At 70.0% G+C, this 20,907-nt stretch carries 13 protein-coding genes; 4 read left to right on the plus strand and 9 right to left on the minus strand.

What is annotated here, in order from left to right:
• Positions 1-22: 22 nt before the first annotated feature.
• Positions 23-946: a type II secretion system protein GspC gene (gspC, locus tag KY572_RS42225; protein WP_224249439.1), complete on the minus strand. Its 924-nt coding sequence runs from the start codon at positions 944-946 to the stop codon at positions 23-25.
• A 192-nt stretch (positions 947-1,138) separates the two neighbouring features.
• Positions 1,139-2,560: a sigma-54-dependent transcriptional regulator gene (locus tag KY572_RS42230; protein WP_224249440.1), complete on the minus strand. Its 1,422-nt coding sequence runs from the start codon at positions 2,558-2,560 to the stop codon at positions 1,139-1,141.
• A 98-nt stretch (positions 2,561-2,658) separates the two neighbouring features.
• Here KY572_RS42230 and KY572_RS42235 point away from each other — a divergent pair, with 98 nt between their 5' ends.
• The 3 genes from KY572_RS42235 (at position 2,659) to KY572_RS42245 (ending at position 10,332) form a co-directional block, all read left to right on the plus strand.
• Positions 2,659-7,941, plus strand: a complete 5,283-nt coding sequence (locus KY572_RS42235; RefSeq protein ID WP_224249441.1) for a trifunctional serine/threonine-protein kinase/ATP-binding protein/sensor histidine kinase — start codon at positions 2,659-2,661, stop codon at positions 7,939-7,941.
• A 151-nt stretch (positions 7,942-8,092) separates the two neighbouring features.
• On the plus strand, positions 8,093-9,232 hold the full coding sequence (locus KY572_RS42240) for an FIST signal transduction protein (RefSeq protein WP_224249442.1): 1,140 nt from the start codon (positions 8,093-8,095) through the stop codon (positions 9,230-9,232).
• Entirely contained in the window at positions 9,229-10,332 is a 1,104-nt protein-coding gene (locus tag KY572_RS42245; protein ID WP_224249443.1) for an ATP-binding protein, read from the plus strand. Before KY572_RS42240 ends, KY572_RS42245 begins: the two co-directional genes overlap by 4 nt.
• Positions 10,333-10,355: 23 nt before the next feature.
• Here the strand turns inward: KY572_RS42245 and dps are convergent, their stop codons facing one another.
• From dps to KY572_RS42265, 4 genes are all read right to left on the minus strand, one after another.
• Complete coding sequence (dps, locus tag KY572_RS42250; protein WP_224249444.1) at positions 10,356-10,910, minus strand: DNA starvation/stationary phase protection protein Dps; 555 nt, start codon at positions 10,908-10,910, stop codon at positions 10,356-10,358.
• Between the two features lie 186 nt (positions 10,911-11,096).
• On the minus strand, positions 11,097-14,243 hold the full coding sequence (locus tag KY572_RS42255) for an efflux RND transporter permease subunit (RefSeq protein ID WP_224249445.1): 3,147 nt from the start codon (positions 14,241-14,243) through the stop codon (positions 11,097-11,099).
• 36 nt (positions 14,244-14,279) lie between these two features.
• The gene (locus KY572_RS42260) at positions 14,280-15,410 is read right to left on the minus strand and encodes an efflux RND transporter periplasmic adaptor subunit (RefSeq protein WP_224249446.1); all 1,131 of its coding nucleotides are present in this window, start codon (positions 15,408-15,410) and stop codon (positions 14,280-14,282) included.
• A gap of 26 nt (positions 15,411-15,436) precedes the next feature.
• Entirely contained in the window at positions 15,437-16,828 is a 1,392-nt protein-coding gene (locus KY572_RS42265) for a TolC family protein (RefSeq protein WP_224249447.1), read from the minus strand.
• Positions 16,829-17,042: 214 nt separating this feature from the next.
• On the opposite strand from KY572_RS42265, the gene KY572_RS42270 reads away from it, so the two are divergent.
• A complete protein-coding gene (locus KY572_RS42270; protein WP_224249448.1) occupies positions 17,043-17,390 on the plus strand; it encodes a MarR family winged helix-turn-helix transcriptional regulator in 348 nt (115 codons plus the stop codon).
• A gap of 15 nt (positions 17,391-17,405) precedes the next feature.
• Here KY572_RS42270 and KY572_RS42275 read toward each other — a convergent pair whose 3' ends face one another.
• From KY572_RS42275 to KY572_RS42285, 3 genes are all read right to left on the minus strand, one after another.
• Positions 17,406-17,681 carry a hypothetical protein gene (locus KY572_RS42275; protein ID WP_224249449.1) on the minus strand — a complete coding sequence of 92 codons (276 nt, stop codon included), beginning with the start codon at positions 17,679-17,681 and terminating at the stop codon, positions 17,406-17,408.
• Positions 17,682-17,733: 52 nt separating this feature from the next.
• On the minus strand, positions 17,734-19,074 hold the full coding sequence (locus KY572_RS42280) for a sensor histidine kinase (protein WP_224249450.1): 1,341 nt from the start codon (positions 19,072-19,074) through the stop codon (positions 17,734-17,736).
• Between the two features lie 129 nt (positions 19,075-19,203).
• Entirely contained in the window at positions 19,204-20,886 is a 1,683-nt protein-coding gene (locus KY572_RS42285; protein WP_224249451.1) for a YncE family protein, read from the minus strand.
• Positions 20,887-20,907: the final 21 nt, after the last annotated feature.

The raw sequence follows: 20,907 nt of genomic DNA on the forward strand, positions 1-20,907 counted from the left end.
GGAAGGGCTTGCACTGCGGGGGTTAACGGACGTTGTACGTCTTGCGGATCGGCGTGCCGTTGCGCTCGATCTCGATCTCGATGCGGGAGGATTCCTTGAGCTTCGAGTAGACCTCGAGCGCCTTCTCGGGGCTGTTCAGGTCGAAGCCGTTGATGCGGCGGATGACGTCGCCGTTCTGGACGCCGATCTTCGAATAGATGGAGTCCGGGCGGATGGAGAAGAGCTTGAAGCCCTGGGCCTGCCCGTCCTTGAAGGCCGGCACGATGCGCGCCTGCATGGCCACCTCGTTGAGGTTGGCCAGCGTCTTGTCGATCTCTCCGCGCGGCACCTCGTACTCGTTCTCGCTGGTGGCGCGGATGCCCGTGCCCAGCCCGCTGTTGGGCGCGGGCGTGGCGGCGGCCACCGGAGGCGGCGTGAAGGCGGGCGCCGGCGTGCTGCCGTCACCCGGCTGGCCGTCGATGAACTCCTTGCGGCTGTTGTTGATGACGATGACGCGCTCGCGCTGGATGTCCGTGACTTCCGCGCCCTGGATGCGGTCGCCGACCATGTACGTCTGCGAGCGCTGGGTGACCATGTCCTGCACGGAGGCGAAGGACCAGTTCTTGTCGGAGGCCACCAGCGTGCCGAGCAGCTTCACGCGCAGGCCGCTCTTCACCGGCTCGGCGTTGTCGTCGTACGTGGGCGTCGCCGCGGTGGGCTCCTGCACCACGGGCTCGGGCTCGGGGATCTTGATGCCCGTCAGCCGGGACAGGGCCTCCAGCTCCAGCGAGGCCAGCCGCTCGGCTTCCTTGACGCGCTGAGGGGTGCGCGCCGCTGGTTCCGTGCTGGCCTCCGGCGCGATCTTGGATTCCACGAACAGGTTCGCCGTGCGCGCCACCATCCAGGCGACGAGCAGGATGAACACGAGGTTCACGGTCCAGAAGTACTTGCGGAAGAAGAGTTCCATCAGGGAGTCCAGGGGAAGCTACGGGGGATTGAGCAAGCCGGGTGCCACTCCAGGGGCGGCAAACAGCCCGTGGCCTACGGCCAAGTGCTCGAAATTATTCCAGGTGGGGGCGACACCCGGGGCGGGCGGGCAGGGGGTGCCGGGGCTTCGGACAATTTGTCAAAACCGGGCGGGGGAGGGTGTGACGGGCTGTCATTCGTCCTGGGAGGGCGGCTCCCGCTCCTCGGGGGCGTCCGGCTCTCGCTCGGAGGGCAGGCCCGAGGCCTCGCGCTCCAGCTTGCGGTAGATGGTGCGCGCGGCGATGCCGAGCAGGCGGGCGGCCAGCGTCTTGTCCCCCTTGGTGTGGCGCAGCGTCTCGTGGATCACCCGGCGCTCGACTTCCTCCATGGGGGTGCCGATGGGGATGATCAGCTGGCCCGCCGAGCCCAGGGGGCCCTTGCGCACGCTCTCGGGCAGGTCGCTGGCCTCCAGCACCTCGCCCCGGGCCAGGACGACCGCGCGCTCCACGGCGTGCTCGAGCTCTCGCACGTTTCCCGGCCAGGCGTAGTTCTCCAGGATGCGCAGGGCCTCCTCGGAGAAGCCGCGCAGCGACTTGCTGTTCTTGGCGGCGAAGCGGCGCAGGAAGGCGTCCGCCAGCAGGGGGATGTCCTCGCGGCGCGAGGCCAGCGCGGGGACGCGGATCTCCACCACGTTGAGGCGGTAGTACAGGTCCTCGCGGAAGCGGCCCTCGGCCACCTCCTTCTGGAGATCCTTGTTGGTGGCGGCCACCAGGCGCACGTCCACCTTCACCGTCTGGGTGCCACCCAGCCGTTCGATCTCTCCCTCCTGGAGCACGCGCAAGAGCTTCACCTGGGCCGACAGCGGCATCTCTCCGACTTCATCCAGGAAGAGGGTGCCGCCGTGGGCGCGCTCGAAGCGGCCCTCGCGGCGAGCCACCGCGCCGGTGTAGGCGCCGCGCTCCACGCCGAACAGCTCCGCCTCGAGGATGCTCTCGGGCAGGGCGGCGCAGTTGACGGCGATGAAGGGGCCCTTGGCGCGGGTGGAGTGCTCGTGCAGGGCGCGGGCGGCCAGCTCCTTGCCGGTGCCGGACTCGCCGATCAGCAGCACGGTGGCCGTGGAGGGCGCGGCCTGGCGCAGCGTGTCCATCATGGCCCGGAAGGCCGGGGACTGGCCCACCATGGCCTTGCCGCCCGAGGCGCCGATCTCCGCCAGCTTCGCCTTGAGGGACTTGTTCTCCGCGACGAGGGCCTGCTTCTCCAGCGCCTTCTGCACGGCCTTCACCAGCGAGTGGCGCTTGAGCGGCTTGGTGATGAAGTCGTAGGCGCCGTCCTTCATGGCGGCCACGGCCGTCTCCACCGTGGCGTAGGCCGTCATCAGCACCACCTCCACGTCCGGGCGGATGGCGCGCGCGGCCTTGAGCAGCTCCTGGCCGTCCATGCCGGGCATCATCAGATCCGTCACCATGACGCTGACCTCGGGCTTGCGCAGCAAGTCCAGGGCTTCGGTGCCATTAGAGGCGGAGAGGGTGGCGAGCCCCTCTCGCTGGAAGATGCGGGCGACGGAGTCGAGATTGGCGCGGTCGTCGTCAACGACCAGGACCGTGGCGGTAGTCATGGGGGCAGGACCTCTTTACCACGGTCCTGCAATACGCATTCCCCGATTCTCGGTGTATCATGAAATATTGATTTACTCAGATTTCCGCCGCGCTCCCTATGTTGACTCTGCCCGGTTACACGCTTCGAGGTGCTGTGAGGGCCACGGGCACCCACCTGCTCTGCTACGGGGTGCGTGAGCGGGACGGCGCGTCGGTGATGCTCAAGACGCCCACGTCCGTCTCTCCGGCCCCGCGTGAGGCCGAGCGCTATCGCCGCGAGTTCCGGATCCTCCAGCGCCTGCGTGACGTGCGGGGCGTGGCCCGCGTCGTCGGCTACGAGCAGATCCAGGACCGGCCCGTGCTCCTGATGGAGCCGGTGGAGGGGGTGCCGCTGTCCGAGCTGACGGGGCGGCCGCTCGCGGTGGCCCAGGCCCTGGACGTGGCCGTCTCCCTGGCCAGCACCCTGGCCGCGCTCCACCGGCGCGGCGTCATCCACAAGGACATCAAGCCCGCCCACATCCTCGTCACGCCCTCGGGTGAGACATGTCTCATCGACTTCGGGATCGCGACGTTCCAGCTCGTCGAGCACGTGGAGGCGGCCCCCGCGCCCCACATCGAAGGGACGCTGGCGTACATGTCTCCGGAGCAGACCGGGCGCATGAACCGGTCGGTGGACTACCGCACGGATCTGTACTCGCTGGGCGTCACCCTCTACGAGCTGCTGGCGGGGAGCCTGCCGTTCCAGGCGAGCGACGCGCTCGAGTGGTTCCATGCCCACATGGCGCGGGTGCCTCCGCCGCTGAGCGAGCGGGTGCCGGGCCTGCCGCCCATCCTGTCCGCCATCGTGTCGAAGCTGTTGGCGAAGGTCGCCGAGGAGCGCTACCAGAGCGCGGAGGGGCTCAAGGCGGATCTCGATCGCTGCCAGGAGAGCGTGCGCCGGGGCGTGCACGAGGACTTCGCGATCGGCGGGCATGACTTCCCCAACCGCTTCCAGCTCCCGCAGCGCCTGTACGGGCGGGACACGCACGCCGCCCTGCTGCTCCAGAGCTTCGAGCGCGTGGCGCGGGCCGGGAAGCCAGAGCTGGTGCTGGTGCGCGGCTACTCGGGCATCGGCAAGTCCGCGGTGGTGAACGAGCTGCACAAGCCGGTGGTGCGCCAGCGCGGGTTCTTCCTCAGCGGCAAGTTCGATCAGCTCCAGCGCAACATCCCCTATGCCACGCTGGCGCAGGCCCTCCGCGGGCTGACACAGCAGCTGCTGGCGGGCAGCGACGAGGCGCTGGCCCGCTGGAGCGGGCTCCTGAAGGAGGCGTGGGAGGGGTACGGGCAGCTCCTGGTGGACGTGGTGCCGCAGCTGGAGCTCGTCGCGGGCAGGCAGCCGCCGATGCAGGAGCTGCCTCCGGCCCAGGCCCAGCACCGCTTCAACACCGTCTTCCGCAAGTCCCTGGGTGTCTTCGCGACCCCGGAGCACCCGCTCGTCATCTTCCTGGATGATCTGCAGTGGGCGGATCTGGCCAGCCTGCAGCTCATCCAGCACCTGCTCACCCACCCGGAGACGCCGCCGGTGCTGTGGATCGGCGCCTACCGCGACAACGAGGTGGACGCCGCCCACCCGCTGCGGCAGGTGCTGACGGAGCTGCGCAAGGCGGGTGTGCGGACCACGGAGGTCCAGCTGGAGCCGCTGAGCCTCGAGGAGGTGCGGCAGCTGGTCGCCGATACGCTCCCCGGAGCGGGGCCGGAGCTCGTCGGGCCCCTGGCGGTCGTCGTCCGGGCCAAGACGGGGGGCAACCCCTTCTTCCTGCTGCAGCTCCTTCAGACGCTCAACCAGGACGGGCTCCTGGTGCGCACCCCCGAGGGCTCCTGGCGCTGGGATGCCGAGGGCATCCAGGCCCGGGGCTACTCCGACAACGTCGTCGACTTCATGGTGGGCAAGCTGCGGCAGTTCCCGCCGCGGACCCAGCACCTGCTGCGGCTGGCGGCCTGCGTGGGCAGCTCGTTCACGCGCTCCCTGCTGCACCTCATCTCCGATCTCGCGGAGGGCTCCGAGCTGGAGCAGGGCCTGGAGCCCGCGCTCCAGGAGGGCATGGTGGTGCGCGCCGGCCAGGACCACTACCGCTTCCTGCATGACCGCATCCAGCAGGCGGCCTACGCCCTCATCCCCGAGCCGGACCGCAAGGCCATCCACCTGCGCATCGGCCGGCTGCTGCTGGCGAGCATTCCTCCCGAGGCCCTGCCGGAGAAGCTCTTCGGCGTCGTGAGCCAGCTCAACGCGGGCGCGGAGCTGATCGACGCTCCCGCGGAGCGCCGCCGCCTGGCGCTCCTGAACGCGGACGCGGGCCGCAAGGCCAAGGTCTCCACCGCCTTCCGCTCGGCCAGCGCGTACTTCGCGACGGCCTTCCAGCTGCTCCCGGGCAGCCCCTGGGAGACGGAGCCCAAGCTGGCCTTCACGTTCCAGCTCGAGCAGGCGACCTGTGACTTGATGAGCGGCAACGCCGTCGAGGCCCGTCGCCGGGTGGAGGAGCTGCTGACCCGGGCCCGCACCCGCGTGGAGATGGGGGGCGTCTACCGCCTGAAGAGCATGCTGCTCATCGCCTCGGGCGAGATCGAGGCCGCCGCGGAGTGTCTGCTGGAGTGCCTGGCGCAGATGGGCATGTCCATGTCGCTGCGCCCCTCCTGGGAGGAGGTGAAGGCCGCCAACGACGAGCTGTGGGCCATGCTCGGGGATCGGCCCATCGAGAGCCTCGCCGACCTGCCGCGCATGGCGGATCCGGACATGGAGGTGCTGATGAGCGTCCTCAGCCTCCTGTTCCTGCCGGCGTACCTCACCGACCACCGGCTGCTCACCTTGCAGCTGTGCCGGATGCTCCTCATCCTCCTCCAGCATGGCAACACGGCGGCCGCCGCGCATGCGTACGCCTGGTACGGCGTGGTGACGGGGCCCATGTTCAAGCGGTACCGCGAGGGCTATGCCTTCGGCCGGCTGGCCCTCGAGCTCGTCGAGCGGCATGAGCTCGGCGCCCTGCGAGGGAAGATCCTCTACATCATGGAGGTCATCAGCACCTGGACGCAGCCGCTGCCCAGGACGCAGGACTCCATCCAGCGAGCGTTCCAGCACGCGCTCCAGGCGAGTGATCTCCAGATCGCCTGCTACTGCAGCTACCACGCCGTGACGTACCGCTTCGCGGTGGGACAGCCCCTGGAGGAGATCGCCCAGGAGGCGAGCGCGCGCCTGGCCTTCGTGCGGAAGATGGGCTTCATGGATGTGCAGTACATCCTCCTGCACACCCGGAGCTACGCGCAGGGCCTGCGCGGGCTCACGCGCGCGCTCGGCTCGCTGAGCTGGGAGGAGTTCGACGAGACGTCCTTCGAGCAGCAGCTGGTGCCCGGGCGGATGACGACCGCGCAGTGCTGGTACTGGAGCTTCAAGATGCAGGCGCGCTACATGGCCGGCGCCTTCATCGAGGCGCTCGAGGCGGGGGACAAGGCGGTCGCGCTCGCGTGGTCCTCGCTCGGCCAGATCCAGCTGTTGGATCTGCACCTCTTCCATGCGCTGACCGTGGCGGCCTGCTTCGGCACGCTCACCTCCGAGGAGCGGGCGAAGCGCCTCGAGGAGCTGCGGCGGCACCAGCAGCAGCTGGGAGAGTGGGCCCGCTTCTCTCCCTCGACCTTCCTCGCGCCCGAGCGAATGGTCCGCGCGGAGCTGGCCCGCATCACCGGCCGGCACGAGGAGGCGGTCCAGGCCTACGAGGAGGCGCTCGAGGCCGCCACCGAGCACGACTTCATCCAGTACGTGGCCCTGGCCAGCGAGCTCGCCGCCCGGTACTGGCGCGAGCGGCGCGTGCGGACGATCGCGGACACCTACGCCAGGAGGGCTCGGGAGGCGTACCTGCAGTGGGGCGCCACCGCCAAGGTCAAGCACCTGGACGCGCAGTGGCCGCAGCTGGCCACCGCGGCCAATCGCGTCGATCGCGACTCCCTCGAGGCGGACCCGGAGCTGTTCAACGTGGTCAGCCTCGTCAAGGCCCAGCAGCTCGTCTCGGGCGAGCTCGTGCTGGAGCGGCTGGCGACCACGCTGCTGCTGGTCGCCATCGACAACGCTGGCGCCCAGGACGGAGCCCTGCTGCTCCCGCGCGGGGGGAAGTATTCGGTGGTGGCGGTCTCGGGCAGCCCGGCCGAGGGCCTCTCCGTGGGCATGGACGAGTCCCAGCTGCCGGCCTCGCTCCTCTCCTATATCCGGCGCACGCGCGAGCACGTGCTCATCGGCGACACCTCGCAGCCCCATCCCTTCTCGGCGGATCCCTGGTTCCAGCGCGCCAGGGCTCGCTCCGTGCTGTGCCTGCCGCTGGTCCGCCAGGAGGAGCTGCTCGGCGTGCTGTACCTGGAGAACCGTCTCCACGCCAACGCCTTCACTGCCGCGCGCCTGTCGCTGCTGAGGCCGCTGGCCTCGCAGGCGGCGATCTCTCTCGAGAACGCCCGGCTCTACTCCGAGCTCCAGCGCACGGAGGGCGCGCTGCGCCAGGCCAACGACGAGCTGGAGCAGCGCGTGGAGGAGCGCACCCGGGAGCTCAAGCAGGCCCAGGCGCGGCTGATGGAGACGGCGCGCGCGGCGGGCATGGCCGAGGTGGCCGCCAACGTGCTCCACAACGTCGGCAACGTGCTCACCAGCGCGGTGATCAACCTCCAGACGATGCGCAAGACGGTGGACTCCTCGCGCGCGAACCGGCTCAAGCAGGTGGTGGCCCTGCTCGAGGAGCAGAAGGGCGACCTGTCCGGCTTCTTCGCGAAGGATCCTCGCGGGGGCCGGCTGCCGAGCTACCTCGCCGCCCTGTCCGAGGAGCTCCAGCGCGATCAGTCCTCGCTCCGCGAGGACATGGAGGCCATGGACAAGCACCTCGAGCACATCCGCGCCATCGTCCGGGTCCAGCAGAGCCATCACCGCGATCCCTTCGTCATCGAGGAGTGCGATCTGGCCCAGCTCATCGCGGACGCCCTGAGCATCCAGCTGCCGACCCTGCGGCGACATGACGTCACCGTCACGCAGGAGCTGGCCTCGCTGCCTCCGGTGACCCTGGAGAAGCACAAGGTGCTGCAGATCCTCATCAACCTCTTCAGCAACGCCAAGAACGCCATGAGCTCGGTGTCCGCGGGGGAGCGCAGGCTGCACGTGCGGCTCGAGTCGGTAGGGAACAAGGCGCGCATCCAGGTGGTGGACAACGGCGTCGGCATCTCGCCGGAGATCCGCTCCCGGCTCTTCTCCCAGGGCTTCACGACGCGCGAGGGCGGCCATGGCCTGGGGCTGCACTCCAGCGCGCTGGCGGCGCGGATGCTGGGTGGCATCCTCACGCTGGACAGCGAGGGCCCCGGCAAGGGCGCCACCGCCACCTTGGAGCTCCCTCTCGAGTAGACGCCGCGAGGCAGGAGCCGCGCTGTACGTGTCGGTGCCTTCACTCGTGGTGGTTGCCGCGGCGCATTCTGACTTCGAGCGCTCGCGCGGCTCGACCGTCCGCGAGCCCGATCGGTAACATCTCCGCCCTGGCTCATCCTGGGAGGGTCTCGTGAAGGTCGATCAGAAGGCCTGGACCCTGGAGGACGGCTGGCGCGACACGGCGCGAGGCGGCGCCGGAGCGGGTGCGCGGCTGGTGCTGCTGTTCGGCGCGCGCGCGCGGCTGCTGGAGGCCGAGCCCTTGCGGCAGCTTCGCTCCTGGTACCCCGAGGCCCTCATCGTGGGCTGCTCCACCGCGGGGGAGATCTGCGGCACCGTGGTGCGGGACGACTCCCTGGTCGCCACGGCGGTGGCGTTCGAGCACACCCGCCTCCAGCTGGTCCGCTCCCACGTCGAGGTCATGGAGCAGAGCCGGGTCGCCGGTGAGTTCCTGGCCCGGTCGCTCCTCGCGCCGGGGCTGACCCACGTCCTGGTGCTCTCCGACGGGCTGAAGGTCAACGGCACCGAGCTGGTGCGCGGGCTGCGCGCGAGCCTGCCCGCCTCGGTGGGGGTGACTGGAGGGCTCGCCGGGGATGGCTATGACTTCGGGCGCACCGTGGTGTGCGGCAACGGCCCGCCCGCGGAAGGCCAGGTCTCGGCGGTCGGCTTCTACGGCGAGCGGCTGCGCATCGGCTACGGCTCGCTCGGCGGCTGGGATGCCTTTGGCCCGGAGCGCCTGATCACCCGCTCCCGGGACAACGTGCTCTACGAGCTGGATGGTCGCTCGGCGCTGGCCCTCTACAAGGAGTACCTGGGAGAGCACGCGGCCGGGCTCCCCGCCACGGCGCTGCGCTTCCCCCTGGCCCTGCGCGGCAAGCACGAGGGCTCGGTCATCGTGCGCACCATCCTCGGCATCGACGAGAAGGAGCAGAGCATGACCTTCGCGGGCGACATGCCGCAGGGCAGCTACGCCCGCCTGATGAAGGCCAGCTTCGAGCGCCTCATCGACGGCGCCGCCGACGCGGCCCGGGCCGGGCTCGAGCGGCTGGGCCGCTTCCAGCCCGAGCTGGCGGTGCTGATCAGCTGCGTGGGGCGCAAGATGGTGTTCAAGCAGCGCGTCGAGGAGGAGGTGGAGCGCGTGCGAGAGGTGCTCGGGCCGCACCCGGCGCTGGCGGGCTTCTACTCGTATGGAGAGATCTCTCCGCACGGCGTCGTCACGTCGTGCGAGCTCCACAATCAGACCATGACCCTCACGGTGTTCAGCGAATCGTGACCTACCACCCGCTGCTCGAGCGACAGCTTCGGCGGTTCTTCGGTGAGCTGGATCGGCTGCCACCGGGCCTGGAGCCATTCCTGGCCGCGGTGAGCGACGCCTACCGGGCCTCGGACGAGGATGGGCGCCTGCTCGAGCGCTCCCTGGAGCTGATGTCCCGGGAGCTGACGGAGCGCAACGACGAGCTGCGCGGCGAGCTTGCGGGCCGGCAGCGCATCGAGGAGGCGCTCCTCCAGGAGAAGGCCGAGCAGGCGGCGCTGTTCCGCAAGCTGGAGGAGACGCACAGCCAGCTCCTGCAGTCGGAGAAGATGGCCACCATCGGGCAGCTCGCCGCCAGCCTGGCGCACGAGATCAACAACCCCATCGGGTTCGTGAACAGCAACCTGGGCACCCTGCGCGGCTACGTGACGGATCTGCTCGAGCTCATCACCGCCTTCGAGGCGGAGGAGGAGCGGCTCGGCGAGGCCGCCCGCCAGCGCATCGCCACCGTCAAGAAGCAGGTGGACCTGGCGCTCCTCCGGGAGGACTCCAGGTCGCTGCTCGACGAGTCCGCGGAGGGGATCCGCCGGGTGCGACAGATCATCCGGGACCTGACGGAGTTCTCCCACGTGGACGACGCGCGGTGGCGCCTGGTGGATCTGCACAAGGGGCTCGAGAGCACGCTCAACATCGTGCACAACGAGGTCCGCCACGTGGCGGACGTGCTCAAGGAGTACGGCGAGCTGCCGGAGGTGGAGTGCCTGCCGTCCCAGCTCAACCAGGTCTTCCTGAACATGCTGGTCAACGCCACCCACGCCATCAAGGGCCGGCGAGGGACGATCACCGTGCGCACCGGCAGGCAGGATGGCGGGCACGTGTTCGTCGAGATCTCCGACACCGGCGAGGGAATTCCGCCCGAGAACCTCAAGCGCATCTTCGAGCCGTTCTTCACCACCAAGCCGGTGGGGAAGGGGACGGGGCTGGGGCTGGCGCTCTCCGCCGGCATCGTCGCCCGCCACCACGGCCGCATCGAGGTGCGCAGCGAGGTGGGGGCGGGCACCACGTTCCGGATCATCCTGCCCGTGAAGCATGTGGCGCAGCCGGTCGCCGCGCCTGCCTGACGCTCACGGCCGCCAGCTCCCGGTCAGGCGTGAGGTGGCGGGGGCAGACCCTCCGGGATGCCGGTGGGCGTGCCCTCCCGGCGGGAGGCCTGGACCGTGCTGCCATACAGGTGGCTCTCCAGGAACCATAGGTCCTGCTCGACCTCGGCGAGGATCCGGGTGAGGAGGTCCTCGGAGACGGGGTCCTCCAGGTTCTCGCTGCGGTGGATGCCCTGGCGGATGGAGGCCGCGTAGGCGGTGATGCGGAGGAGCAGGGCCCGGACGTGCTCCTCGCCGCTGACGGCGGCCAGGTCATACTCCTCGAGCTCGCTGTTGCGGATCGCCAGGCGGATGGTGCCCTCGGCGTAGCCTCCGAGCGCGCCTGCCCGCTCGGCGAAGTCGTCGGCGTGCTTGCGGACGTGGTCGGCCACCGCGTCGAACAGCTCGTGCCGGCTGATGAAGTGCTTTCCGCGCACGTTCCAGTGCGCCTGCTTCACCTGCCAGTGCAGATCGATGGCGTTGGCCAGGCAGGTGTTGAGCAGCTCGATGAGCTCCTCGCGCGTCTCTTGGGAGAGGCTGACGTGACTGGGAAACTTCATGGCGTGCGCCCTCATGGGAGAGAGTGGGCCCGGAGGGGAAGGCTCCGGTCTGCCCTGAGGGTGGCGATGATGGCCCGGCCCGCCAACCTGGGAAGTGGCATGACCGGCAAGAGGGCGGGCTCACGAGCCGTGGGTCCGCAGGCGATCTGGACCTGGGTCCAATCCCGCCCGCGGCCCCACCGGGCCTCAGTGAGAGGGAGCAGGCGCGACCGTCTCTTCCTCGTCCGCGCTCGCACGCCTGGCGTCACCCCGCAGGCGCTGCACCAGCACGTACAGCCCGGGGATGAAGATGAGGTTGACCACGGTGGACACCAGCATGCCGCCGAAGATGGCCGTGCCCAGCGAGTTGCGCGCCGCCGAGCCCGCGCCCGTGGCCAGCATCAGCGGCACCACGCCCAGCAGGAAGGCGATGGACGTCATGAGGATGGGCCGCAGCCGCACCTCGGCCGCCGCGATGGCCGCCTCCAGGGCGCTCTTGCCCTGCTCGCGCAACTGCTCGGCGAACTCCACGATGAGGATGGCGTTCTTGCTGGCGAGCCCCACCAGCATCACCAGCCCGACCTGGCAGAACACGTCGTTGGCCAGCCCGCGCAGCACCTGCAGCCCCAGCGCGCCCAGGATGGCCAGCGGCACCGAGAGGATCACCACGAACGGCAGGCTGAAGCTCTCGTACTGCGCCGCGAGCACCAGGAACACGAAGACCAGGCCCATGGCGAAGATGATGATCGTCTGCCCGCCGCTCTCCTTCTGCTCCAGGCTGATGCCCGTCCACTCGGCCGTCATGCCCGGGGGGAGGTGCTGGGCCGCCAGCGTCTCCATGGCCTCCAGCGCCTGTCCGGAGGACACGCCCGGCGCGCCCTGGCCGTTGATCTCCGCCGAGCGGAACAGGTTGTAGTGGCGGATGACCTGCGCGGACGTGGTGGGCGCCACCTTCACCAGGGACTCCAGCGGGATCATGTCCCCACTGTCGCTGCGCACGTAGAAGGAGCCGATGTCCGACGGGCTGTCCCGGAACTGCTGATCGGCCTGCAGGTACACGCGGTAGGTGCGGCTGGCGTAGTTGAAGTCGTTGACGTACTGGCTGCCCATGTAGAGCTGCAGGGTGCTGAAGATCTGCTCGATGGGCACGCCCAGCGCCTTGGCCTTCTGGCGATCCACCTCCACGTCCAGCAGCGGCGAGTCCGCGGTGAAGGAGGAGAAGACGCCGCGCAGGGTGCCTTCCTCGTTGCCCCGGGCCACCAGCTCCGCCACGGCCGCGCCCAGGTTGTCCAGCGTGCCGGTGCCGGAGGTGTCCTCGAGGATGAACTGGAAGCCGCCCACCTGGCCCACGCCGCGGATGGCCGGCGGCTGGAAGGGCAGCACGCGCGCCTCGCCGATGCGGCCCAGCGGGCCACGCAGCCGCTCCACGATGCCGGCCACCGAGTGCTCCCGGCCCACGCGCTCCTCCCAGGGCTTGAGCATGACGAAGGCGGTGGCGATGTTGGGGCCGGAGCCCGTGAAGGAGAAGCCACCGATGACGAACATGGTCGTCACCTCGGGCTGGGCCCGCAGCACGTCCTCCACCTGGAGCAGCACCTTCTGCGTCTGCGCCAGCGACATGCCGTCCGGACCCTGCACGGAGATGATGAGGTAGCCCTGGTCCTCGTCGGGGATGAAGCCCGTGGGCACCGCGCGGAACAGCGCCACCGTGCCGCCCACGCACAGGAAGAAGGCCAGCAGCACCAGCACCGGCCGCTTGAGCAGCACGCCCAGCGCCCGCCCGTACGAGCGCTTCGTCCAGTCGAGCGCCTGGTCGATCTTCCGGAAGACGATCCACTTCGGCCCGTGGCCGTGGCGCAGCAGCCGGGCGCTCAGCGCCGGGGTGAGGGTGAGGGCGCAGAAGGTGGACAGCGCCACCGAGGCGGCGATCGTCAGCGCGAACTGCCGGTAGATGGCGCCCGTGGTGCCCGGGAAGAAGGCCACCGGGACGAACACCGCCACCAGCACGATGGAGATGGCCACCACCGCGCCGGACACCTCCTTCATGCCCTCGCGCGCCGCCTGTCGGGCGCTCAGCCCCTTCTCGGACATCAAGCGCTCGATGTTCTCGATGACCACGATGGCGTCATCCACCACCAGGCCCGTGGCCAGCGTCAGGCCGAAGAGGGTGAGCGTGTTGATGGAGAAGTCGAACAGCTTCACGAAGGCGAAGGTGCCCACCAGCGACACCGGCAGGGTGATGGCGGTGATGAGCACGCTGCGCCACCCGTGCAGGAACAGGAAGATGACCAGGATGACCAGGATGATGGCCTCGATGAGGGTGCGGACCACCTCCTTGATGGAGGCGCGCACCGCCAGCGTGGTGTCCGTGCCCGGCTTGTACTCCATGCCCGGCGGGAACTGCTTGGACAGCCGCTCCATCTCCTTGGTCACCGCGTCGCGCACGTCCAGCGCGTTGGCCGTGGGGAGCTGGAAGATGCCCAGGCCCACGCCCTCGTAGCCGGTGAAGCGCATCATCTGCCCGTAGTTCTCCGCGCCCAGCTCCGCGTGGCCCACGTCCCGCACGCGGACGATGCGCCCGTCGTTGGTGCGCTGCAGGACGATGTCGTTGAACTCCTCGGGCTCGATGAGCCGGCCGCGCGCGCGCACCGCGAGCTGGTAGGGCTGATCCTCCCGAGAGGGGGACTGGCCCACCTGGCCCGCCGCCACCTGCAGGTTCTGCTCCTGCAGCGCGCGCTGCACGTCCTGCGGGGTGAGCTTGCGGCGCGCCAGCTCCGTGGGATCCAGCCACAGGCGCATGGAGAACTTGCGCTCGCCGAAGATGCGCACCTCGCCCACGCCGCGCACGCGCTTGATGGCGTCCTTCAGGTTCACGTCCGCGTAGTTGCTGAGGAACTTCGAGTCGTAGGTGCCGTTGGGGCTGTAGAGGCCGAAGCTCATCAGCAGCTGGCTGGAGGCCTTGTTGACGACGATGCCCGTCTGGTTCACCTGCGCGGGCAGGCGCGCGGCGGCGCGGCTGACGCGGTTCTGCACGTCCACCGCCGCCACCTCGAGATCGCGCGTGGGCTCGAAGGTGATGGTGATGTTGCTGGTGCCGTCGTTGCTGCTCGTGGAGGAGATGTAGCGCATGCCCTCCACGCCGTTGAGCTCCTGCTCGAGCGGGATGGTGACGGCCGTCTCCACCACGTCGGAGCTGGCGCCCACGTAGTTGGCGGTGACCGTCACCTGGGGCGGCGCCAGGTCCGGGTACTGCGAGATGGGCAGCGTGGGGATGGCCAGCACGCCCACCAGCGTCAGCAGGATGGAGCAGACCGCCGCGAAGATGGGCCTGCGGATGAAGAAGTCGACGAACACGGTGCTTACGCCCTCTCTCTGTCTGCCGGGCCCGGACTAGCGGGCGCCTCCGGTCGAACCGCCGCCCTCGTTGCCCGCGGACGAACCCACCACGGAAGGCATGGCGGCCGCCTTCACCTTCACCGGCGCCCCGTCACGCAGCGACTGGAGCGAGGACACGGCGACGCGATCACCCTCGCGCAGGCCGTTCTCCACGATGTAGTTCCGCTCTCCCAGGCTGCCCAGGGTGATGGGGCGCCGCTGCACCACCGTCTTGCCTTCCTTCTCCTGCACCACGAAGGCGAAGGGCTGGCCGCTCTGGCGCACCACCGCGAGCGCCGGCAGCTGCAGGGCGCGGCGGGTGGAGTACACCAGGCGCGTGCGCACCAGCTCGTTGGGGCGCAGGCCCACGGTGTTGCGGAAGGCGGCCTTGAGCTCCACCAGCTGCGTGCGCGGATCGGCCTGCGGAGCGACGAAGAAGACGGGGCTGGACATGAGCACCTTGCCCTCCGCGTCGAGGATCTCCAGCGGCGTGTTCGGCTGCAGCGCGCGGGCACGCGTCGAGGGCACGGACACGCTCACCTCGAGCACGTCCGCCTGGGCCACGCTGGTCAGCGGCGTGGTGGCCCCGACGAAGTCACCCACGCGCACCAGCACGTCACCCACGGTGCCGGCGAAGGGCGCGCGCACCACGTAGTACTGGAGCTGCACCTCGCGCTGGGACACCTGCGCGGAGGCGGCGCGGGTGGCGGCCTCGGCCGTCTGCGCCTGCGAGCGGGCACGCTCCAGCTCCTGGGCGCTCACCAGCCCCTCCTTATAGAGGGCCTCGGTGCGCTCCAGCGTCTGCCGCGCCAGCTCCAGCGCGGACTGGGCGGAGCTGCGCTGGGCCTGGGCGCTCTCGAGCGCGGCGGACTCCTGGCGCGCGTCCACATCCAGCAGCGCCGCTCCCGCCTCCACCTTCTGGCCGGGGTTCACGTGGATGCGGCGCACGTAGCCGGCAACCTGCGGCAGCACGTTGACGCTCTGCCGCGAGAGCAGGCTGCCCAGGTACTCGCCCGTGTCGCGCGTCTCGCTCGGCGCCAGCGTCACCGCCTCCACCTCGCGGGGAGGGGGCGGCGCCTTCGGAGGCGGCGGGCTGCCGCAGCCCACCACCGTGGCCACCAGGGCCAGGCCCCACACACTCTTCATCAGCGCCTCAGGGGGGCGCACCCGTCTCACCAGTCGCACCGGGCCTCCGTCAAGAATGCATCCAGGCGTGCCTGGACGAGCTCGAACTCACGCAGCGCCAGGGCCAGCTCCGCCTGACGCAATGCCGCCGCGCTCTGAACAAGCTCGAGGCTACCGCTGCGGCCAATCTCGAATGAACGGCGGGTCAGTTGGTCCGTCTGCTCGGCGAGCGAGCGACCCTCCGCTGCTGTCTTCACTAACGCCTCGGCCACCTCCACGCCGCGCCGGGTGCGAGCCACCTCCAGCTCCACGTCGCGCCGGGTGCGCTCCAGCGTCGCCGCCGCCTGCCGCTCGATGCCGGCACGCTCGCGCACCAGGCCGCCGCGCAGGCCGCCTTCCCAGATGGGCACCGACAGCACCGCGGCGATGTTCCACGTCAGCACACGGCCCGGGCCGGGCTCGGTGGTGAAGGCCAGCGCGTTGCTGGTGAGGGCCAGCGTCGGCAGGTAGCCGGCCGTGGCCTGGCGGCGACTGTCTCGGGCGGACTCGAGCTGGGAGCTGGCGGCCACCAGGTCCGGCCGCTCGTTCACGGCCTTCAGCGGCGCGCAGCTCTCCTGGGTCTGCACCACCAGCCCCTGGAGCTGGAAGCCCTGCGTGACGCCCACGCCCTGATCGAGGCCCAGCGCCAGGCCGAGCGCCTCGCGCGCCCGGCGCAGCTGCTCGTCGCCGGAGATGAGGGACTGGCGCGCCACCTCCACGTCCTGCCGCGTGCGTGCCAGGTCCAGCTGCGTGGCCGCGCCCAGCTCCACCGTGCGCTGGACGAGGGCGGCGCGCTCGAGCGCCTGCCGCAGCCCCAGCCGGTTGAGCTCCGCGGCGCGCTCGGCGGACACCACCGCCACCAGCGTGCGCGCCAGCCCCAGCGTCAGCCGGCGCTGGACGTCCTGCAGGCTGGCCTCGGCGCTGCGCTGGGAGGCCTCGGCCGAGGACAGCCCCCGCCACGCGCTCACGTCCACCAGCGACTGCGTCAGCGCCACCGTCCCGGAGCCCAGGGGCGCGGTGGGGGTGCGTCCATTCTCGGAGGGGGGCAGGTTCAGCACGCCGCCCGAGCTGGCCAGCACGGGGTTGTCGGGGTGGAGCACGTCCACGGCAACGCCGCCCGACAGGCGCGCGTTGGGCAGGAGCGCGGCCAGCGCCTGGCGCCACCGTCCCTCGGCGCGCTCCACGCCGGCCTGAGCGCTGTCCAGATCCGTGGAGCGCTCCCTCAGCAGCGCGAGGGCCTCCTCCCAGCTGGCCACCTGGCGTGACGCGGGCGGGACGGGGGCCAGCATGGGGTCCTCGACCTTGGGCTGGAACGGGGTGGGAGGGGGCAGGGGGGCGGCGGGCTGCGCCAGGGCCGCGGTGCTGAAGAGCCCGACGAGGAGCGCGAGGCGAAGGGGCATACCAGGGGCGGAAGGCGAGGGGACTGCCCCGACGGACCTTTCCGGCGCTCGCCCTGGAGCAGCCGTGTTCATCGGTGCAGTTGACAATCGTTGCAAAGTGCAACCATTAATACGTGCAATGAACCTCGCGGAGCAAGTCGCTTCTGTTCGCCGCGCCATTCACCGGCTGCTCAAGCGCCGGCTGAGCAAGCGTACGGATCGACCGTTCACGCAGATGTTGGTTCTCAAAGTGATCGACCGGGGTGGGATTCGCAGCCAGGCGGCGATCGCGGAGCAGCTGGTGATGGATGCGCCCGCGGTGAGCCGGATGGTGGATCGGCTGGTGGAGGACGGGCTGCTGAGTCGCTGCGAGGGAGCCGATCGCCGCTGCGTGCGCCTGGAGGTGACGGAGGCGGGCCGCAAGGAGCTGGCGGTCTGTCTGTCCGAGCTGGAGCGGCTCGAGGGCGAGATGCGCAGGCACCTCACGGTGGAGGAGATGAAGACGCTCCACCAGCTGCTGGAGAAGGTGCACGCCGGGGTACAGCGCGCCGACTCCTCCGAGGATGAGGAGCCGGCGACGTAGGGGGGCTGGAGCGCCTTACGGCCCCTGGACGCCGAAGCAATCGTCCACGCACGAGGAGAACGCCTCCGCGCAGGTGCGGGACTCGACGCACTGCGAGCACTCCTCGACCTTCTCCCGGTGGTTCTCGTTGTCGTTGGCCTCCTCGCACCTGTCGGCGCACTGCCCGGTGTCGAGGTCCGCGTTGAGGCACTCCTTGTAGTGGTCACAGTAGCTCTGGCAGTGGCTCGAGCATCCCGTCGCGCCGAGCAGCGACAGGGTGGCCAGCAGGACTCCCGTCATCAGGTTCTTCATGTCGTTCCCTCCGGGCGCGGATGCTCGCATGGGAGTCCGGGCACGGCCAGCCTCATGCGCTGGCGGCCGACACGGGAGCCGAGGCTTGCGGCAACTGGATGACGAAACGGGCGCCTCCTTCCCGGGGAGACTCGGCCACCAGCGAGCCGCCGGCGCGACCGATGTACTCGCGGCAGAGCGCGAGCCCCAGCCCGGTGCCCTTGCCCGGGGGCTTGGTGGTGAAGAAGGGCTCGACCAGGCGCGGCATGACGTCCGGAGGAATCCCCGGGCCGTTGTCCTCCACCTCCAGGCACACCCCGTCGGCGGAGGGCCGCGCGCGCAGGACGATGCGGGCGGGCCGCCGCGGCTCGGAGTGCTCGATGGCATCCGCGGCGTTGACGAGCAGGTTGAGCAGCACCTGCACCAGCTGGCGCTGCCCCACGCGGACCCGGGGCAGGTCCGCCGGTATCTCGCGCACCACCTCGCCCAGGCTGTTCAGGCGCACGGAGGCCAGCCGCTGCGCCTCCTCCACCGCGTCGGCCACGGCGCACTCCTCCACGGTGATGGACTTGCGGGAGAACTGGCGCAGGTCCGTGACGATCTGCTGGATGCGCAGCACGCCCTGCTGGGTCTCCGCGAGCACCTCTCTCAGGTCCTCCCGGCCCGGCACCGGCGGGTGCTCGACGAGCTCCTCCTCCAGGAAGCTCAGGTTGGCCTTCACGAAGGCCAGGGGGTTGTTCACCTCGTGGGCCACTCCAGAGGCCAGCTGGCCTACCAGCGCCAGCCGCTCGATCTCCGCGCGATGGCGCTCGGCCTGTACGCGGCGCTGCTCGCTGTCCGCCAGCTGCTCGAGTGCCTCCAGCCGCGCGTGGTGGGCCTTCTTCTCCGCCGCGACCAGCCGTCGATAGGTCAGCGCGCCGTAGGCGGACACCAGGGACGTGAAGCCCAGGCCCATGAAGTGGGAGGCGATCAGGCGCGCGGGCGCGGCCGAGAGCACATCCACCAGCAGCAGGCTCAGCAGGGTGCTGGGGATGGTCACCAGCACGGGCAGCCAGCGCTCCGGGATGAAGGCGGCCATCATGAGCGGCAGGATGTAGAAGGCCCACAGGTGGGGGCTCTCGGTCCCGCCCGACAGCTGCACCTCGGTCGTGAGGGCGATGGCGCTCGTGACGCCCGCGATGATGCCCACCGCATCCAGCGAGAGCGTCTGCCGCGTCACGAGGACGCCCAGCAGGGCGAAGACGGCGGCCCAGGCCAGCTGCGCCCCGGCGACCGGCAGGTGCAGGCCGCCGAACATCAGCGGGTGCATGCTGAGGCTCAGGACGAGCGCGGCGGCACAGATGAAGAAGCTGCGCCGCCGCATGGCCAGGGAGGCCTGCGCCTCGGAGGGCTTCTGGGGGGCGGCGTCGGACACGGCGAGCAGGACGGGACGAGGAGAGAGGTCTGGCGGACGGCCCGCTCGAAGTCCACAGGAGGGCCTGGAGAGAGTCAACCCCTGGGGGCTCTCCCGAGGCCCTCGGCCCGCGGTCGAAGCCAGGAGGGCTCAGAGCCGGCAGGAGCCGCCGGGCAGGTAGATGGCGGCGTGGTCGAAGTCGCTCGAAAAGTGGATGAGCCCGAAGCCGTCGGTGGTGTTCGAGTACCCGCTCAGGGTGAACGAGTGCGAGCAGCTCGTGCAGCTCAGCGTGTAGTTCACGGTGGTGGGGTTCACGCCGGCCCAGGTGGTCGAGGCGTCATGGGCCCCGAGGTACTGGTCCGAGGTGATCACCGCCGAGTGGCCGTGCCCCCAGCGATCCACGAGCGAGTAGTTGAAGAGGCGGCCCTGGGGATCGAACGCGATGAACGTGAAGCTCAGGTCCGCCGAGCCGCTGGTGATGAGGGCGCACTCGTCCAGCGGCAAGCCGTCGTGGGTGATCTGGCTGAGCTGCATCGTCGGGCCGGTGTTGTCGACGAGCAGGCTCACCTGTCCCTGGGTGGCCAGCTCTCCGAAGGTCGCGTTGTACGTCTTCACGGTGACGGTGTGCTTCACGTTCGTGCTCAGCGCGCGGGTGTCCAGGATGAAGCCCAGGTCCGGGATCGCCCAGGTGTCGGTCGAGGCCGGCACCTTGAAGTAGCCAGCGCCATCCGGAGCCACCTGGGTGAGCACGAAGGTGGAGCCGTTCCACTTGTAGTTGTTCCACACGGCCTTCGAGGGCGTGAGGCTGCCGTCGACGTGGACGCTGTAGTACGCCCCGCCCGCGCGACGGATGGCGGGGAAGTTCAGCATGAGGTGCGGGGTCCCTCCGAAGGAGGCGTTCTTCACATAGAAGAAGTACGTCGGATCCGTCGTCGCCAGGCCGGTGGCCGCGTCGATGTTCGTCGAGGGGATGTTGCCCACCCGGGTGATGACAGGGCCGAGCGGCATCCCGCCGGACAGGCGGATCTGGTTCAGCGAGCCCTCGCTCACCTCGTACAGGATGTCGGGATCGAGCGCTCGCGCCACGGACGAGGCGTAGCTCGGGACGTCCGCCACCAGCGCGCTCGACGCGGGCGTGGTGGCCAGGTCGATGCGGCGGATGCGCCCGATGGGAGAGGTGCGCTCGGCCACGTAGAGGGCGGTCCGCGCGTCATTGGCCCACGCGAGGCGATACGCCCGGTCGAGGCCAGGAACCAGCGTGGTGCGCGCGAGCGTCTTGAGGTCGAACTTCACCAGACGCGTCCCGTCGGAGATGTACGCGGTCTGGAAGTCCGCGCTCATCGCGAGCCCCACGGCGGAGGTGAGCCCGGTGGCGATGGGCGTCTTCTGGCCGCCGAAGAGGTTCACCTTCCAAAGGGTTCCGCTCGAGCTGTCGGCGATGTAGCCCACGGCGTTGGCTGAATCGATGACGATCTGGTGCGGCGTGCCGAGGCCGTTGGTGACCTCGTTGTGCGTCGGCGAGCCGGGCGCCGTCTTGAAGAGCCGTCCGTCTCCGGTGGTGACGTAGGGATAGAAGCTGCCGGAGACGTAGAGGATGTCGACACCGAGCGGCCCGGGGATGCCCGTGTGGACCGTGGTGACGGTGCCGGTCGCCACGTCGAAGCGAGACACCTCGCCCGCGCTGTACTCGGTGAAGAAGAGCTGCTGGGTGGTGGGGTTGAACGCGCTTCCATAGCCCCCGCCCAGTCCCGTGGCGAGGGTGGTCACGGTGGCGGCGCTCGCCCCTGTGGCAATGAACAGGGCCAGGGCGGCTGCCAGGCGCAGAACCTTCATCGTCGTCTCCTTTGAGGTGGG

The sequence above is a fragment of the Hyalangium gracile genome (assembly GCF_020103725.1).
In the GTDB taxonomy this organism is placed as follows: domain Bacteria; phylum Myxococcota; class Myxococcia; order Myxococcales; family Myxococcaceae; genus Hyalangium; species Hyalangium gracile.

What these genes read in the sequence shown, in the direction of transcription:
- gspC (WP_224249439.1), bottom strand. Translation starts at nt 946, where the DNA reads ATGGAACTCTTCTTCCGCAAGTACTTCTGGACCGTGAACCTCGTGTTC.
- KY572_RS42230 (WP_224249440.1), bottom strand. Translation starts at nt 2,560, where the DNA reads ATGACTACCGCCACGGTCCTGGTCGTTGACGACGACCGCGCCAATCTC.
- KY572_RS42235 (WP_224249441.1), top strand. Translation starts at nt 2,659, where the DNA reads ATGTTGACTCTGCCCGGTTACACGCTTCGAGGTGCTGTGAGGGCCACG.
- dps (WP_224249444.1), bottom strand. Translation starts at nt 10,910, where the DNA reads ATGAAGTTTCCCAGTCACGTCAGCCTCTCCCAAGAGACGCGCGAGGAG.
- KY572_RS42260 (WP_224249446.1), bottom strand. Translation starts at nt 15,410, where the DNA reads ATGAAGAGTGTGTGGGGCCTGGCCCTGGTGGCCACGGTGGTGGGCTGC.
- KY572_RS42265 (WP_224249447.1), bottom strand. Translation starts at nt 16,828, where the DNA reads ATGCCCCTTCGCCTCGCGCTCCTCGTCGGGCTCTTCAGCACCGCGGCC.
- KY572_RS42270 (WP_224249448.1), top strand. Translation starts at nt 17,043, where the DNA reads ATGTTGGTTCTCAAAGTGATCGACCGGGGTGGGATTCGCAGCCAGGCG.
- KY572_RS42275 (WP_224249449.1), bottom strand. Translation starts at nt 17,681, where the DNA reads ATGAAGAACCTGATGACGGGAGTCCTGCTGGCCACCCTGTCGCTGCTC.
- KY572_RS42285 (WP_224249451.1), bottom strand. Translation starts at nt 20,886, where the DNA reads ATGAAGGTTCTGCGCCTGGCAGCCGCCCTGGCCCTGTTCATTGCCACA.